Source organism: Acidaminobacterium chupaoyuni (assembly GCF_047936785.1).
Classification (GTDB): Bacteria; Bacillota; Clostridia; order Oscillospirales; family Butyricicoccaceae; genus Acidaminobacterium; species Acidaminobacterium chupaoyuni.
This window is the reverse complement of sequence record NZ_CP176394.1, coordinates 1,931,417-1,945,252: the sequence shown is the minus strand read 5'-3', so window position 1 is coordinate 1,945,252 and position 13,836 is coordinate 1,931,417. Positions and strand designations below refer to the sequence as shown.

Genomic DNA, 13,836 nt, shown 5'->3' with positions numbered 1-13,836 from the left:
AAAGACAGAAAAAGGGGAGTCAAAAAATGGAAGAACTGATCCACAAATTTTCTTCCGGATATGAGACGGCGGCGCTTTATGAATGCGGAGCGGAGCAAGAAATTATCTTAAGGCGCCTCTTACATAATGGGTGCCTTTTTGAGGAAGAAACAAATGAAAAATTAGGAAAAAGAATCGAAGAGATCTATGAAGAAGCCTGCTGTAAAAGAATGCATTCGGAAATCAGGCGTGTTTTGATGGAATGGAGACCGATTCAATATTTAGGCAAAAAACGAGGAACTGACAGAAAAGGCTATTGGGTCACGGCCATTTACCCCGCATATGACAATGGGACAGAATATGTTTTATATTGTGAAAAACCGGCGGAGGATTGTTTGCAGGAAGGCCAAAAACAGCGCCGCATCAGATTGCTGGAAAGCGCTTTGATGGAAGGTTCGGACGACGCGATCTTGGTTTTGGGCCGAACCGCGTCGGGCCAGCTGAAAATAGAAGATGCAAACAGCAAATTTAAGGCATTATTACAATGGGAAGAAGATCAAGACCTATATCACAAGGCGGAAGAAGTGATTCCGCCTTGTTTCTTCAAAAGATGCAGAACACTTTGCCAACAGGCTATTTTATATAATCAGGATGTGGATTCTGAAGAGGAAATATCAGCGGGAGAAGCCACAAAAATTTTTTATTTCCGGGCTGTGCCGATTCGGCACAGAAAAGAACAGCTGATTGTATTATTTATTCGGGATGTGACAAAACAGCATAGAGAACAGCACTTGCGTGATGAACTGCTAAAAGAATATGAGAGTTATTATAAAAACACAGTGACCGGAATGGGATTGCTTTGGTTGGGCGATGACGGAAGACAGGAAGTCTTGAGAAGTAATCGCCCATTTGAAGAATTTTCACGACGGTTTATCTTATATGGAACGGATGGCCTGAACGCCGAGGCGTTAAGAAAAAGTGCGGTCGCCAAGACAGTGCTGCAGCGGCAAGTCACCTTGGTGCTGGGGCCGGATCATTATGCTTTTTATGATATTTCTATTGTGCCGGTGGGAAGAATGGGGCAGGGATATAAGTTTTTTATCAGCTGCGCCGACAGCACAGAAAAAATGAGGATGGAACAACGCATGGCCACCAATTTGACTTTGAGGGAACAGGAGATCGCAGAATATGCGGCAAGGGGAATCGGCAACAAAGCGATAGCGGTGGAATTGGGCGTTTCGGAGGGAACTGTTAAGAAAATTTTATCGAATGCTTATAGAAAATTAAACATTTCTTCGCGGGGAGAGTTGATAAAATATTTTTTGAGTGACAAACATATCCAAATAAAAAACGAAGAATGAATAAGTTCTAATAAGTATTACGAAAAGTTATCGAAAAAAGCGCTGTTTGTTCGATAAATGATATATAAAAATACAAAAAGTCGAATTATATGCAAAATAAGTAAACTAAAGTAGTATTGTAATAACTTGGATATTTTTGTATAGTATAATTACCAAACAAAAGAATAGAGGGAGTGTTTATGAAAGAAGAGCGAATCCTATTCTGCGAAGCGATAGGCGAAGATGGTATTTCATTCAGGCTTAGTTACAGCTTGACAGATTGCCGCATCAATCTGGAAGAAACTGAACACACAGTTTATGGATTGCGATGTCGCATGGAAACGAAAGAAGAGGGGAAGTTCATCGAAGAAGCAGAAATTTGCGACATTTCTTCCGACATGGGGATAGTCACCCGTTTGCAGCAGGAACTGTGTAACGGTCAGGCAACACCGATCCACTTGAGAGATATCATCTGCGATTGTCTTTGCTGAAAAACATCCGTATTGGTAAACAAAATTTTGTGAGAGCGAACAGATCTCCATGAAAGGGAAAAGCCTTATATGGAGATAAGGACACCCGCCGAAAGAACCATTCTTTCGGCGGGTTTTTTTGACGAAAAGCCGGAAACAATGCAGCGGAAACCGAAACGCTTGAAACCCGGAGATTCGGTTTGAAATCAAAACATCTTGAAGGAAAAGTGCGATTGCTTTCAGCAGGGAAAAGAGTTTTAGCAAAACGATTTGTGGGGAAACGGCGCGGCCTTTTGCAGGCGGCGCCGTTTTTATTTGTAAAACTGCTTTTCGAGCGAGGGATCCTCAAAAAAATGATCTTGCTGCCCGAAAAGAAACAGGAATAGAGCCGGCGATTTGAAAAAGCAGAGAAAAGGGAGCGCGATTTTCACTGATAAAAAAATGCCGGTCTGGCAGAGAAACCTTTGCGGCACACTTTTGAAAAGTTGACGAAAATGACGAAAAAAACAGGGTAGCATTATTTTTGCGGGAGAAAGGAGGAACTATGGCACCACGCAAAAAAACACCGGAAGAGCAAGTGAGGGATATTTTGATGAAAGCCACCCCCACCGCGGCAAAGCTGCTGGCACAGACCCTGAAGGGGGAAAAAACCACCTATCAGGTGAGGCTGGATTGCGCCAAGGAAATTTTGAACCGCGTATATGGGAAAGGGGCGGGCCCCGCAGAGGAGGAAAAAGAAACACGGCAGGAAATCAAGATCGTTTGGGAAGAGGAGGCGTTGGAGCAGGCTCAATGAAGAGAATTGCGCAAAGATTCCATTTCCTGACGCAGAGCGGCCAGTTCCTGCTGCATTTGGCTGATCTGGTTGGTTTGAGCCAGATCTTCTAAAAGCTGTTTTTGTGAGGCGTTGGTTTCAAGGACCTGGGCGATCAGCATGAGAAAGTTCCCGAGCGAATTTTGCTGATCGGCGGTGAGATCATCTAAAAAGGCAAACCCCAGCAAGGTTCCCAGCGCTGTCATGAGCTGGGGGGGAAGATCAAAAAAGAAGGACTGGTTCAAACGAACACCTCCCTGTGACAAGGTATGCAGCGAAAAGGCAAATTGACAGAAAAAGAGAAGAGAGAGGGGAAATGTTGACCGAAATTAAATTGCAAAAGCCGAATCAACGGCAAAAACTGTTTTTGGAAGCTACGGAAAGGTTCATCGCTTACGGCGGCGCGCGCGGAGGCGGCAAAAGCTGGGCGGTGAGACAGAAAGCGGCGCTGATGGCGCTGCATTATCCGAACATCAGAATGATGATTTTGCGGCGAAGCTACCCGGAACTGAGGGAAAACCACATTCTTCCGCTGAGAAGTTTGCTGGGCGGAGCCGCGGATTACAAAGACGGCGAAAAGGCGTTTTGCTTTCGAAACGGCAGCAGGCTTCGCTTTGGTTACTGTGATTCGGAAGATGATGTGCTGCGCTATCAGGGGCAGGAATATGACATTTTGTTCCTCGATGAAGCCACGCAATTCACGGAATTTCAGTTTAAGACTTTGAGCGCCTGTCTGCGCGGGGCCAACGAGATGCCCAAGCGGATGTATTTGACATGCAACCCCGGCGGTGTGGGGCATGGATGGGTGAGAAGGCTTTTTATCGACCATTGTTATCGGGATGGGGAATCTGGGGAAGATTATCGATTTATCCCGGCAAAGGTTTATGACAACCGCGTTTTGATGAAAAAAGACCCCGGGTATGTGAAAATGCTGGAAGGTTTGCCGCCTGACCTGAAACGGGCATGGCTGGAAGGCGATTGGGATATTTTCGCGGGGCAGTTCTTTTCGGAATTTCGAAGAGAAATCCATACCTGCGAGCCGTTTTGCCTGCCGCAGCACTGGCGCAGATATTTCACGATGGATTACGGCTTGGATATGCTGGCCGGATATTTCATCGCGGTGGATGAAAGCGGAAACGCTTATGTTTATCGGGAAATCTATGAAAGCGGGCTGGTGATCTCGCAGGCGGCGGAAAAAATTTTGCGCTGCGGCGAAACCGTTTATCAAAGCTTTGCACCGCCTGACCTTTGGAACAGGCGGCAGGACACCGGCAGGAGCGTTGCGGAGATTTTTATGGAGAAGGGAATTTATCTGACCAAAGCCCAGAACGAACGCATCGCCGGATGGATGGACCTGAAAGAATGGCTTCACACGCAACCGGGACAGGCGCCGGCCTTGAAGATCTTTCGAAACTGCCCAAACCTGATTCGAACTTTGCCGCAGCTGAGATTCAGCGACGACGGAAGCGGCGACGCCGCGACGCAGCCCCACGAGCTGACCCACGCGCCCGACGCGATACGATATTTCATCGCGGGAAGACCGCTGCCCACGGCGCTTCGCAAAAAGCCCGTTAAAGAGGAATTCCATTTTGAGAAGCGGAAAAAAGCAGAGAAAATTTGACGAAAATGACGAAAAAGCCACGGTAGGATAAAGACACCGGGGAACCGGAAGAAAGGAGAAAAGAATGGAAACAGAAAAGAAACGCACGGAAACCAAAGAAATGCCCGCGGTGACGCAGATGCCGCAGGAAAGCGGCACACAGGAAAACGGAAAACTTTTGGAGGAATTGCGCGGCCTGAGAGCCCGCCAGAGAGAGTGGGTTTTCAGGGAAGACCTGCAGAAGATCAAGAAAGCCTTTCCCGAGGCCGACATCGAAACGGTGATCGATTTGGGCGATGATTTTTTGAAAATGCGCAGCGTGGGGATCGACCCTGTGGTGGCCTATTGCGCCATCACGGCGGCAAGAGAAGCCGGCACACCCGCCGCACCGCCCGCCATCGGCAGCGTGGAAGCACAGGGCCCCGGCGAAAAGGAATATTTCACGCCGGCGGAAGTGAAACGCATGAACCCCGAGCAAATCAAGAAAAATCTGAGAAAAATCGAAAAAAGCCAGAAAAAATGGTAAAGATGAGGAGAAGAAAAAATGAGTTATAACAATTTTGTGCCCACCGTATTCAGCCAGCAGATGCTGGAATCGATGAAAAACGACAATGTGGCCGTTCGCCTTTCAGACGCGAGATATCGCAGCGACGCCAAATATGGGGAAGAAATCAAGATCAACGGTGTGGGCAAGGTCGCCATTCGTGATTATGTGAAAGGACAGCCGCTGGTTCGCGACGGCTGGGAAGACCAATCCACCATGATCCGCATCGATCAGCAGAAATATTTCAATTTCGGCATCGATGATATCGACAAACGCCAGGCGCAGGGCGATTTGATGAAGGCCTTGAGAGAAGAAGCCAACATGAGCCTTGCCGAAGCGGCAGACACCTTTATTTACAGCCTGTATGGCGATGCCGGCGTTAAGCTGGAGGAAGGCGCTTTGAATTCGGGCAATGTGCTTTCGACCATCAGTTCGGCCATGAAGGCGCTTTACAAAAACAAAGTGCCGAAAAACGCCCGATTCAGCCTGGAAGTTTCGCCTGATTTTCTGGAAAAGATGTTATTGGCCGATGTGATCTATGGCAAACCCAACGAAGATACTCTGAAAAACGGATTTGTCGGCCGTGTGGGAAAATGGCTGAATGTGGATGTTTATATGACCAACAACCTTTGCAGGGAACAGAACAAAGACTGCATTCTGCTGCGCACGAAAAGAGCTATCGCCTATGTGGAAAACATGAGCGAGGTAGAGGCATACCGCCCCGAAGACAGCTTTGAAGACGCCCTGAAAGGACTTCATGTCTATGGCGCAAAGGTCGTGCGCCCCGACGAACTGGCCGTGATCAAATGCGCATACGCACCTGAAACCAATATTTAAAAGGAGAATAGAACATGACGGAAATCAATAAAATTACTGTTTTGCAGAACCAATTATCAAATGCCATGACTTTTTCGGCCGGCACCGCGGAAATGACCGTGGAGGGCGGAAAAGATGAGCGAACCGTGCTGCTGATCCAGAACGGCGACACGGTGAGCGCAGGCATCTGCGTGATGGCGGGCGACGGCCTGAGAAGCGCTATCGGCAATTTGCTCTGCACGGTTCCCGCCGGCGAAATGAGAGCGTTATCGCTGGAAAGCATGAGATTCAAACAAATGACCGGCGCAAACAAAGGCAAATTTTGCCTGAAGCTCTGCGCGCCGGATCACCCCGAAACAGCATTTGCGGGCACGGCGGCAAAGATCACTTTTTTGCAGCTGAGAATGTAGCCGAATAAACAGAAAGCGCCGCCGGGCAGGGGCGCAGACAGACAGGATCCGCCGCGGAGAAGAAGTTCTTTGCGGCGGATCTTTTTGCTTTCAGCAGATTTTTTCTGCCCTGAAAGGAAAATCGGGGATCTTGATGAAACGGGGAAGCGGGACGGAAAAAGAAACAAAACAAGGAAGATCATGTGGGATACTTGCAAGAAGACTGAAAATAGATTATAATCCATGACGGATCGAAGAAAGGAAGAACGCTATGTTATTGGCTGTTTCAATTGGAAGTTCAAACATTCATATTGGGCTTTATGAGGGTAAAAATTTAAAAGTGCAGACAACGATGCGTGTGGACACCCAGATCTTGGCCGATGAATATGCGGCGAAGCTGATGTCGGCCCTGACGCTTTTTAAGAAGGAACCTTCGGAAATCAGCGGCGTGATCTTATCTTCGGTAATGCCGCCGCTGGTATCGGTGATTCGCAGAGCGGTGAGAAGGCTGACCCAGGCGCCCATGGTGGTGGTTGGCCCCGGCGTGAAGACCGGTCTGAAAATCAGCATCAACGACCCTGCCCAGATGGGAGCCGATCTGGTTTCCTGCGCGGTGGGCGCCCTTTCTTATTATGAGCCGCCGATGATCTTATGCAGCATGGGAACGGCAACCACCTTAATGGCCATCGATGCAAACGGCGCCCTTTGCGGCGGAACCATCGCGCCGGGGATGAAGATTTCTTTGGAAGCGCTGGCCAGCCACACGGCGCAGCTGCCGAGGATCGATTTGGAGAGCGATTGCAAGGCAGTGATCGGGCGCAACACCGTTGACTGCATGAAAAGCGGTATTTTAAACGGAACCGCCGCCATGGCCGAAGGATTGGCGCAGCGCATGGCAGAAGAACTGGGGAGCGAAGCGCCCATCATTTTGACCGGAGATTACGCCGAACTGGCCGCCCCCTATTTCCGGGGAAATATCAAGGTGCACCCCGCGTTGACCATGGAAGGGCTGCGCCTGATCTATGAAAAAAACTGTAAGGAGCCTTTTTGACACGAACAGAAATGACAGAGGGCACAAAGCAATGAAAACGGCAGGGAACACCGCTGTATTTCCGCTTGCTGTGGCTGAAGCATTCTGAAATAAATCAACTGCGCCGTATCGAAAAACGAACGGCAGCAAGGAGGACTTTATGAGCAACACCACCATGAAAACGGCCCGTCTGGTTCAGATGGCCATCTTAATCGCGCTGCTTGCGGTTATGACTTACACACCCATCGGCTTTATTTTGGTTCCGCCGGTATCGATTACCCTGATGCATATTCCTGTTATCGTGGGAAGCATCGTGATGGGACCCCTTTACGGAGGAATCTTGGGATTGGCGTTTGGCGTTTTGAGCATGATCAAGGCGACCACCGCGGCTGTGGCCGTAACAGACATGGCGTTTTCACCGTTTTTGAGCGGAAGCCCGGTGGCTTCGATCATCCTTTGCCTGGCGCCGCGCATTTTATTGGGCGTGATCGCAGGGGCGCTGTATCAGCTGCTTTCGAAACACCTGAAAAAAGACACGGTTTCAACGGGCATCAGCGCGGTTGTGGCCACCGCATGCCACACGGTGATGGTTTTGGGATGTTTGGCGCTGTTATTTGACGCGCTGCCGCTGAAGCAGGTGCTGGTGACGGTGGCAAGCCTTAACGGCCTTTTGGAGATGGCCGCGGCAGCGGTGGTCTGCATCGCCATTTGCAAACCTTTGAGAAAAACTTTGAATCGATAAAAACACAGCATAAAACGGGAAAGCCCTGAACTTTGGTTCGGGGCTTTTTCTTTTTGCCTTTTTGAAGAAAAGAACATAACGGGCAAACAAAGCAAACTTGACGAAAATGACGAAAAAGAGAGGATATGATGAAACCATGAAGGAAACTTCAAATCAAACGAAAGGAGAACAACATGACTTGGGGAGAACTGAAACGCGCCACGCTGGAAAAACTGGACGGCCCTGATGAAGAGAGCCTGCCCGACCTGACAGAACAGATGAAGAACGCCTGCAACGAAGGGATGAACCTGCTTTGCCAGGCGGGGAAGCTGATTTTGAGATCGGTGATGGTCACTGCCCAGCAGGGGCAGGTGATCGCGATGAAAGAACAGGCGGAGCGCTATTGGGAAACGGACAGCGTTTTTTATGAGGAAACGGAGGGATGGAAACGCACACAGCGGTATGAAAGAATCGGCAGAGAATATCTCAAAGCGGAACGCGGGGGAAACTACCTGATCTTTTATTACGCGGCCCCCAAACAGATCGACAACACCTGGCAGGAAACGGCACAGATCGAGATGCCGCAGGAAGCTGCGGTGTTATTGCCGCTTTATATGGCTTCGCAAATTTATAAGCATGACAACCCGCAGCTTGCGGCCATGTGGCGCAACGAATTTGAAGAAGGCAGGGCGGAACTGAAAGAAAGAGCCGCTCAGCGGGGAGGCTTTGCGGAAATCAGAGGAAGAACAGATGAGTAAATTCAAGATCCCGCAGCCCAAACAGGTTTATCACACGGCTTATAAAAGATTCAGAGGGGTGGATTTTTCAACGGACCCTGCGCTTTGTGACCCCAGCAGATCGCCCTTTGCCCCAAACCTGATCTCCGATGCGGGCGGAATGCCGGAAAAAAGAATCGGATGGCGAACCTTGAAGACCGTTGAGGCACCCATCCATGGAATTTTTTCTTTTGACGACGGAAACGGTAAGACGATATTGATCCACGCCGGAACTGGAATCTATCGGTGGAACGGAAACAGCGGCCATACACCCGAAAAACTGGTTTCAGGCGTGAAAAACGCCAGATCACAAGCAATAACAATGAATGAAAAGCTTGTGATCTTTACAGGGGATTCAATATATTGTTATGGCGATTACGGGATGCCTGACGGAGTCGGCATGAAGAGAATCGAAGAAAACGCCTATATTCCCACCACTTCCATCGGCAGAAACGGCAAGGGCGGCGGCACCGGTTATGAGGAAACGAACCTTTTGACGGCAAAACGGAAAAACACCTTTTTATGCGACGGCCAGACGGTGGATTTTCAGTTGGATCGGGAAGCTCTGGATGACAGCGAAGTGACATGCAGGATAAACGGCGCGACAGCCGCCAATTTTACGGTGGACCGAAGCCGCGGGATCTTGCATTTCAGCGCAGCGCCGGCCGCGGCCCCGGTGACCGGGAAAGACAATATGGAAGTGACTTTCGGGGCGGCAACATGCGGCAAAGAAAAAATTCTGCGCTGCACGATAGGGGGCATCTATGCGGGAAGGTTGTTTTTGAGCGGGAACCCGGAAGCGCCCGCAATGGATTATCGGTCGGGACGAAACGATTTTTCCTATTTCCCTGATTTGGGGTATACCCATGTGGGGGGCGACGCGCCGATCATGGGGTATGCGCTTTTGGGGGAATATCAGGCCATCATCAAAAAGAAACAGGGCGGCGACGCCACGATTTTTTTGAGACAGGAAAGCACCCTAAACGGCGAGACGGTTTTTACGGTGAGGCAGGGCGTTGCCGGTGTGGGCGCCGTTTCGAAATATGCCTTTGCACAATTGCAGGATGAACCGCTGTTTTTATCGGAAGAAGGAATTTTCGGCATTTGCTCGGTGAACCTGACCGCCGAGAAATCTGCCCAGAACCGCAGCTGGATGATCGACCGTGCTTTGAAAAAAGAACCGGATCAGCAGGAAGCTTCGGCGGTTTACTGGCAGGGGCGTTATCTTCTGGCGCTCAACGGAAGAGCTTATCTGTTGGACGGAACACAGGGGAAAACGACACGAAGCCAAAGCATGGGGGAATATCTTTATGAGTGTTTCCACTGGGAAAACATCCCCGCAAGATGCCTTGCCGTGATCGGCGAAGACCTGTATTTCGGAACGACAGACGGCAGAATATGCCGCATGAACAATGATTTGCAGACCATGGAACGGTTTTCGGACGACGGCGCACCAATCATTTGCGCATGGACCACCAAAGCCGACGACGATGGAGATTTCACGCAATATAAAACCATGCAGCGAAGAGGCAGCGGCGTGATGATCAAGCCTTATCTGCGCAGCAGCGTGAAAGTGAGCCTGAGAACGGAAAAGGATTTCGGGAAAGAGATCTGTTATGAGACCATGGACATTTTTGATTGGATGGACCTGGATTTCAGCCGCGTAGGGTTTTTATCGAACGATGCCCCGCAGGTGATCCCTTTTGGCAAAAACCGGGGAAGATACCTGACTTTGCAGATCACAGTGAAAAACGATGGGCTGAACGAAGGGTTTGGCGTTTATGGAATTGAAAAAAAATACACCAAAAACGGATGGACAAAATAGCAGGGAAAAGGAGGAGAAAGCATGGGTTTGGAAACAGAGAAAATAACACAGCAAGAATATGAAGCAAACGGCGTAATGGCAGCGCCGGACAGACTCACGGGAAGTTCGGCGGAAAACAAACAGATCTTTGACCGCTTCGCGAGAAATGTTTTAATGGAGAAATTCAATCGATTGATCGATCGGCTGAGCGCGGGCGGAAGCGGCAGCAGCGGCGCGGAACAGATCGGTTCCGCCGCGATAGAAGGGCTGACGGCGCAGACCGCGGGCGGCCAGATCGCCGAGCTTCAGAGCAAGGCTTTGCACAAAAGCGGCGCGGAAGAGATCAGCGGCACCAAAACATTTCTGGCAGCGCCGGTTTTGCCGGAACCGGCCCAGGCGCAGCACCCCGCCACAAAAGGATATGCCGACGGGAAGCTTGCGCTGAAAGCGGAAAAGGCAGAAGTTTACAGCAAAACGGAGATGAACGCAGCGGTGGACCTCGCGAAAGGAACGGTGGCCGCTATCAACGGGATCTCGGGCAAGGCGGGGGAAATTATTTTTCAGGACAGCGGCGCGGGAACGATCAGCGTGGTGGCAGATCCGGCGGCAAGAACCATCAAGCTTGCGGCACGCGGAACGGCCATCCCCGCAAACCATGCGGCGGCACACGCGGCGGGGGGCCTTGACCCGATTTCGCCCCAGATGATCGGCGCGGCGACAGCAAATGATCTGGACACGAAGGTTGACGCCCACAACCAAGCGGCGGACGCGCACAGCGCATATCTCGCAAAGAAAAGCATTGCTTATGCGGCAACGCTGACGGCGGCGGGATGGAGCGGCAGCGCAGCGCCCTACACGCAGACGGTGAGCGTTGCGGGCATGACGGCAAATGATGCGCCGCTGGCGGATGTGGTATTATCGGCAGACGCAGCCGCGGCAATGGCGCAGCTTGAAGCATGGGGCATGATCGGCAGGATCACCACCGGCGCGGGAACCATCACGGCGACCTGCTATGAAGAAAAGCCCGCCGTGGATCTTAACCTGACAATGAAGGTGGTGGGATAATGGCGGATGCAATGATGATGAGGCGCGGCGGCGCACAGAACGGAAAAGTAAACTTCAGCATCGCAAACAGCAACCGCGTGATCCATCAGGCGGAGACGCCATTATCTGTAGCGCGTTCGCGTTTAGTTGCGGCCACGGACGGTGCGGGAAATGTGTTATTCGCGGGTGGTTCCACAGGATATAACCTTTCGGTAGTGGTAGATCGCTATTCACCCGGCGGGGTGCGCACCACTTTGCCTCCATGGGCTTTTTCGAGAGAAGGCATTGCGGCGGCCACGGATGGCGCGGGAAATGTATTGTTTGGCGGTGGGGTTGGCCACGCAAACGAAGAATCAATCTATTATGCAGCGGTAGACTGTTATTCACCCGGCGGAGTGCGCACCACTTTAACCGCACTGTCTGTAGCAAGATATTACTTGGCAGCGGCCACAGATGGGGCAGGAAATGTATTGTTCGGCGGCGGAGAGGTGGAGGGGTATGCGGGCACGGCAGCAGTAGACCGTTATTCACCCGGCGGGGTGCGCACCACTTTAACCGCATTGTCTGCGGCAAGACATTCTTTGGCAGCGGCCACAGATGGGGCAGGAAATGTATTGTTCGGCGGCGGATATCTTTCGGTAGTGGTAGATCGCTATTCACCCAGTGGAGTGAGAACGGTTTTGACACCGCTGTCAACAGGGTCAGATTTATCGGCGGCCACGGACGGAGCGGGAAATGTGTTGTTTGGCGGCCCAAACTCTTCCGGCATCGACCGATATGACAAAGAAGGAAATCACAGCGTGATCGCGGCGCTTTCTGTTCCGCGGTCGAGCCCGGCGGCGGCCACAGACAGAACGGGGAATGTGTTGTTTGGCGGTGGGGGCAGCTCTTCCAATGTGGTGGACAGCTATACACCGACAGGAATCAGAACCACGCTGGAGGCTTTGACGGAAGGCAGAAGCGGTTTGGCAGCGGCCGCCGACGCAAACGGAAAGGTCTATTTCGCCGGCGGTTACAGCGGCGCAAGCAGCAGCGCAAGCGCCAAAGCGGAACGATATTTCGGCGTTTATGATCTGGCGGTATACAGCGGAAGCCGCTATCGATTCAAAGAGCACAGCGCGGAACAGACAGCCGCCGCCGCGGGGATCATCACGCTGGACGCCCCCAACGAGGGATATGTGAAATTCGGAAAAGTAACATTATAGGAGGAAAAATATGAGAACTTTCAGACTTTGGGATAAAACGGAAGAATTGGTTTTGATCGACGGCAGACGCCGCAGCCCGCAGGAAATTTTTGAAGAAGTGCCGAATGTGAAAAACAGCGCGCAGATCATGCTGGAGATCATGCCCAACGGAACGGTGGGCGGAATCGATGACCTGGCATTGATGTGCGGAATTTACCAGATCGAAGAAGGCCTGACGCCCGAACAGGCGCTGGAAAAAGTGGCGGCAGCTATCAACACGCCGCCCCAGGCGCCCGTGGATAAGGTGGAGGCCAAACTGGATTATTTGATCATGGTGACGGAATAGGAGGGGAAAACGATGCTGACATTTGAAAAAATCAAGCAATATTATGATGCGGGCGCATGGAGCGCAGAAATGGTTCAGAAAGCGGTGGTGAAGGGCAAGATCACCGCCGAGCAGGCAAGCCAGATTTTGAGCGGAGGCCAGAAATAACATGGGGAATTATTATGACGCGGGATTGAGAAAAGAAAATGCTTTTCTTTATGGCCAGATCGAAAACGCCAAAAACGAATGGAAAAAAGCTTATGCGCAAGGCGATAAAGCGGGAATGGAAGCGGCACACAGCAAGGCCGAAGCCATCCGCGGCACGCAGGGTTACAGCGGCGGAGAAGATGGCAGCGATTATTTGATGACGGATTACGGCGCTTATCGCCAAAGCATGCGTGGGGCGGCGGATGAGGCGGCCGAAGCTTATCGGCGGGCAGCAGAACTGGGCAGCCAGCGGCTGAGAGCGCAGAGGCCCGTTTTGGAGCACGGCTATGATGATCTGGCAAAACAGGCCTATGTGAATTATATGGAGGAAAAAAGACTTTTGCCGGAAACCTTGAGCAGGCTGGGCCTTGCATCGCAGGGAACAGCCGAAACCACCGCAGCGCGCCAGAGCGGCGATTATATGAACCGGCAAAGCGCCATTATGCGCGACAAACAGCGCGCTGTGAAAGAACTGGAGAACCGGATCGAGCAGACGGAACAGGAGGGGTTTGTTCAAGGGGCCCAAGCTCAGGCACAGGCGGCCATGCAGGCGGCAAAATGGTATCCGGAGGGGTTGGCGGCCAAACAGAAACAGCAAAACTGGGAAACCGAGAACAGCCGCAAGGAACAGCAGGCGGCTTATGAAAAACAGAAAGACCAGTATGAACGCCGGCAAGACCAATATGAACGGCGCATGGAGCTGATGACCGCCATTGCCAAACTGGAAGAAGCCGGGGCAGACACCTCTGCGCTTCGGGCGCTTTTGAAAGAGGCTGCGTTTTAGAAAGGAGAA

General features: G+C 51.3%; 17 protein-coding genes. 16 read left to right on the top strand and 1 reads right to left on the bottom strand.

All coding sequences use genetic code 11. The annotated features are described in order from the left end of the window. Positions 1–26: 26 nt before the first annotated feature. From ACJA3I_RS09330 to ACJA3I_RS09320, 3 genes are all read left to right on the top strand, one after another. On the top strand, positions 27–1,340 hold the full coding sequence (locus ACJA3I_RS09330) for a PAS domain-containing protein (protein ID WP_458862328.1): 1,314 nt from the start codon (positions 27–29) through the stop codon (positions 1,338–1,340). A gap of 179 nt (positions 1,341–1,519) precedes the next feature. After that, the gene (locus ACJA3I_RS09325) at positions 1,520–1,810 is read left to right on the top strand and encodes a DUF6514 family protein (protein ID WP_458862327.1); all 291 of its coding nucleotides are present in this window, start codon (positions 1,520–1,522) and stop codon (positions 1,808–1,810) included. A gap of 523 nt (positions 1,811–2,333) precedes the next feature. Beyond that, positions 2,334–2,585: a hypothetical protein gene (locus ACJA3I_RS09320; protein WP_458862326.1), complete on the top strand. Its 252-nt coding sequence runs from the start codon at positions 2,334–2,336 to the stop codon at positions 2,583–2,585. Here the strand turns inward: ACJA3I_RS09320 and ACJA3I_RS09315 are convergent. Beyond that, positions 2,579–2,848, bottom strand: coding sequence for a hypothetical protein (locus ACJA3I_RS09315; protein ID WP_458862325.1), 270 nt, complete (start codon positions 2,846–2,848; stop codon positions 2,579–2,581). The genes ACJA3I_RS09320 and ACJA3I_RS09315 overlap by 7 nt on opposite strands. A 71-nt stretch (positions 2,849–2,919) precedes the next feature. Between ACJA3I_RS09315 and ACJA3I_RS09310 the strand changes: the two genes are divergently transcribed. The 13 genes from ACJA3I_RS09310 to ACJA3I_RS09250 all read left to right on the top strand — a co-directional run bounded on the left by ACJA3I_RS09310 (position 2,920) and on the right by ACJA3I_RS09250 (position 13,827). After that, positions 2,920–4,224: a phage terminase large subunit gene (locus tag ACJA3I_RS09310; RefSeq protein WP_458862324.1), complete on the top strand. Its 1,305-nt coding sequence runs from the start codon at positions 2,920–2,922 to the stop codon at positions 4,222–4,224. A gap of 64 nt (positions 4,225–4,288) precedes the next feature. Further along, positions 4,289–4,729: a hypothetical protein gene (locus tag ACJA3I_RS09305; RefSeq protein ID WP_458862323.1), complete on the top strand. Its 441-nt coding sequence runs from the start codon at positions 4,289–4,291 to the stop codon at positions 4,727–4,729. 18 nt (positions 4,730–4,747) lie between these two features. Further along, positions 4,748–5,584: a phage major capsid protein gene (locus ACJA3I_RS09300; RefSeq protein ID WP_458862322.1), complete on the top strand. Its 837-nt coding sequence runs from the start codon at positions 4,748–4,750 to the stop codon at positions 5,582–5,584. Positions 5,585–5,598: 14 nt separating this feature from the next. Continuing rightward, positions 5,599–5,973 carry a hypothetical protein gene (locus ACJA3I_RS09295; RefSeq protein WP_458862321.1) on the top strand — a complete coding sequence of 125 codons (375 nt, stop codon included), beginning with the start codon at positions 5,599–5,601 and terminating at the stop codon, positions 5,971–5,973. A 250-nt stretch (positions 5,974–6,223) separates the two neighbouring features. Continuing rightward, positions 6,224–7,003, top strand: coding sequence for a type III pantothenate kinase (locus ACJA3I_RS09290; protein WP_458862320.1), 780 nt, complete (start codon positions 6,224–6,226; stop codon positions 7,001–7,003). 139 nt (positions 7,004–7,142) lie between these two features. After that, positions 7,143–7,724 carry an ECF transporter S component gene (locus tag ACJA3I_RS09285; RefSeq protein ID WP_458862319.1) on the top strand — a complete coding sequence of 194 codons (582 nt, stop codon included), beginning with the start codon at positions 7,143–7,145 and terminating at the stop codon, positions 7,722–7,724. A 173-nt stretch (positions 7,725–7,897) separates the two neighbouring features. Further along, the gene (locus ACJA3I_RS09280) at positions 7,898–8,461 is read left to right on the top strand and encodes a phage adaptor protein (RefSeq protein ID WP_458862318.1); all 564 of its coding nucleotides are present in this window, start codon (positions 7,898–7,900) and stop codon (positions 8,459–8,461) included. After that, on the top strand, positions 8,454–10,304 hold the full coding sequence (locus tag ACJA3I_RS09275; RefSeq protein ID WP_458862317.1) for a hypothetical protein: 1,851 nt from the start codon (positions 8,454–8,456) through the stop codon (positions 10,302–10,304). Before ACJA3I_RS09280 ends, ACJA3I_RS09275 begins: the two co-directional genes overlap by 8 nt. A gap of 21 nt (positions 10,305–10,325) precedes the next feature. Next, the gene (locus ACJA3I_RS09270; protein ID WP_458862316.1) at positions 10,326–11,348 is read left to right on the top strand and encodes a hypothetical protein; all 1,023 of its coding nucleotides are present in this window, start codon (positions 10,326–10,328) and stop codon (positions 11,346–11,348) included. Next, a complete protein-coding gene (locus ACJA3I_RS09265; RefSeq protein ID WP_458862315.1) occupies positions 11,348–12,532 on the top strand; it encodes a Kelch repeat-containing protein in 1,185 nt (394 codons plus the stop codon). Before ACJA3I_RS09270 ends, ACJA3I_RS09265 begins: the two co-directional genes overlap by 1 nt. Positions 12,533–12,542: 10 nt before the next feature. Then, positions 12,543–12,857: a hypothetical protein gene (locus ACJA3I_RS09260; RefSeq protein ID WP_458862314.1), complete on the top strand. Its 315-nt coding sequence runs from the start codon at positions 12,543–12,545 to the stop codon at positions 12,855–12,857. A gap of 12 nt (positions 12,858–12,869) precedes the next feature. Then, positions 12,870–13,004: an XkdX family protein gene (locus ACJA3I_RS09255; RefSeq protein ID WP_458862313.1), complete on the top strand. Its 135-nt coding sequence runs from the start codon at positions 12,870–12,872 to the stop codon at positions 13,002–13,004. A 1-nt stretch (position 13,005) separates the two neighbouring features. Beyond that, the gene (locus tag ACJA3I_RS09250) at positions 13,006–13,827 is read left to right on the top strand and encodes a hypothetical protein (protein WP_458862312.1); all 822 of its coding nucleotides are present in this window, start codon (positions 13,006–13,008) and stop codon (positions 13,825–13,827) included. The last annotated feature ends 9 nt before the right edge of the window (positions 13,828–13,836 follow it).

Coding starts and splice junctions, on each gene's coding strand:
- ACJA3I_RS09260 (WP_458862314.1), top strand. CDS start 12,543: ATGAGAACTTTCAGACTTTGGGATAAAACGGAAGAATTGGTTTTGATC.
- ACJA3I_RS09285 (WP_458862319.1), top strand. CDS start 7,143: ATGAGCAACACCACCATGAAAACGGCCCGTCTGGTTCAGATGGCCATC.
- ACJA3I_RS09275 (WP_458862317.1), top strand. CDS start 8,454: ATGAGTAAATTCAAGATCCCGCAGCCCAAACAGGTTTATCACACGGCT.
- ACJA3I_RS09325 (WP_458862327.1), top strand. CDS start 1,520: ATGAAAGAAGAGCGAATCCTATTCTGCGAAGCGATAGGCGAAGATGGT.
- ACJA3I_RS09270 (WP_458862316.1), top strand. CDS start 10,326: ATGGGTTTGGAAACAGAGAAAATAACACAGCAAGAATATGAAGCAAAC.
- ACJA3I_RS09295 (WP_458862321.1), top strand. CDS start 5,599: ATGACGGAAATCAATAAAATTACTGTTTTGCAGAACCAATTATCAAAT.
- ACJA3I_RS09290 (WP_458862320.1), top strand. CDS start 6,224: ATGTTATTGGCTGTTTCAATTGGAAGTTCAAACATTCATATTGGGCTT.
- ACJA3I_RS09320 (WP_458862326.1), top strand. CDS start 2,334: ATGGCACCACGCAAAAAAACACCGGAAGAGCAAGTGAGGGATATTTTG.
- ACJA3I_RS09250 (WP_458862312.1), top strand. CDS start 13,006: ATGGGGAATTATTATGACGCGGGATTGAGAAAAGAAAATGCTTTTCTT.
- ACJA3I_RS09330 (WP_458862328.1), top strand. CDS start 27: ATGGAAGAACTGATCCACAAATTTTCTTCCGGATATGAGACGGCGGCG.
- ACJA3I_RS09305 (WP_458862323.1), top strand. CDS start 4,289: ATGGAAACAGAAAAGAAACGCACGGAAACCAAAGAAATGCCCGCGGTG.
- ACJA3I_RS09280 (WP_458862318.1), top strand. CDS start 7,898: ATGACTTGGGGAGAACTGAAACGCGCCACGCTGGAAAAACTGGACGGC.
- ACJA3I_RS09310 (WP_458862324.1), top strand. CDS start 2,920: ATGTTGACCGAAATTAAATTGCAAAAGCCGAATCAACGGCAAAAACTG.
- ACJA3I_RS09300 (WP_458862322.1), top strand. CDS start 4,748: ATGAGTTATAACAATTTTGTGCCCACCGTATTCAGCCAGCAGATGCTG.
- ACJA3I_RS09265 (WP_458862315.1), top strand. CDS start 11,348: ATGGCGGATGCAATGATGATGAGGCGCGGCGGCGCACAGAACGGAAAA.
- ACJA3I_RS09255 (WP_458862313.1), top strand. CDS start 12,870: ATGCTGACATTTGAAAAAATCAAGCAATATTATGATGCGGGCGCATGG.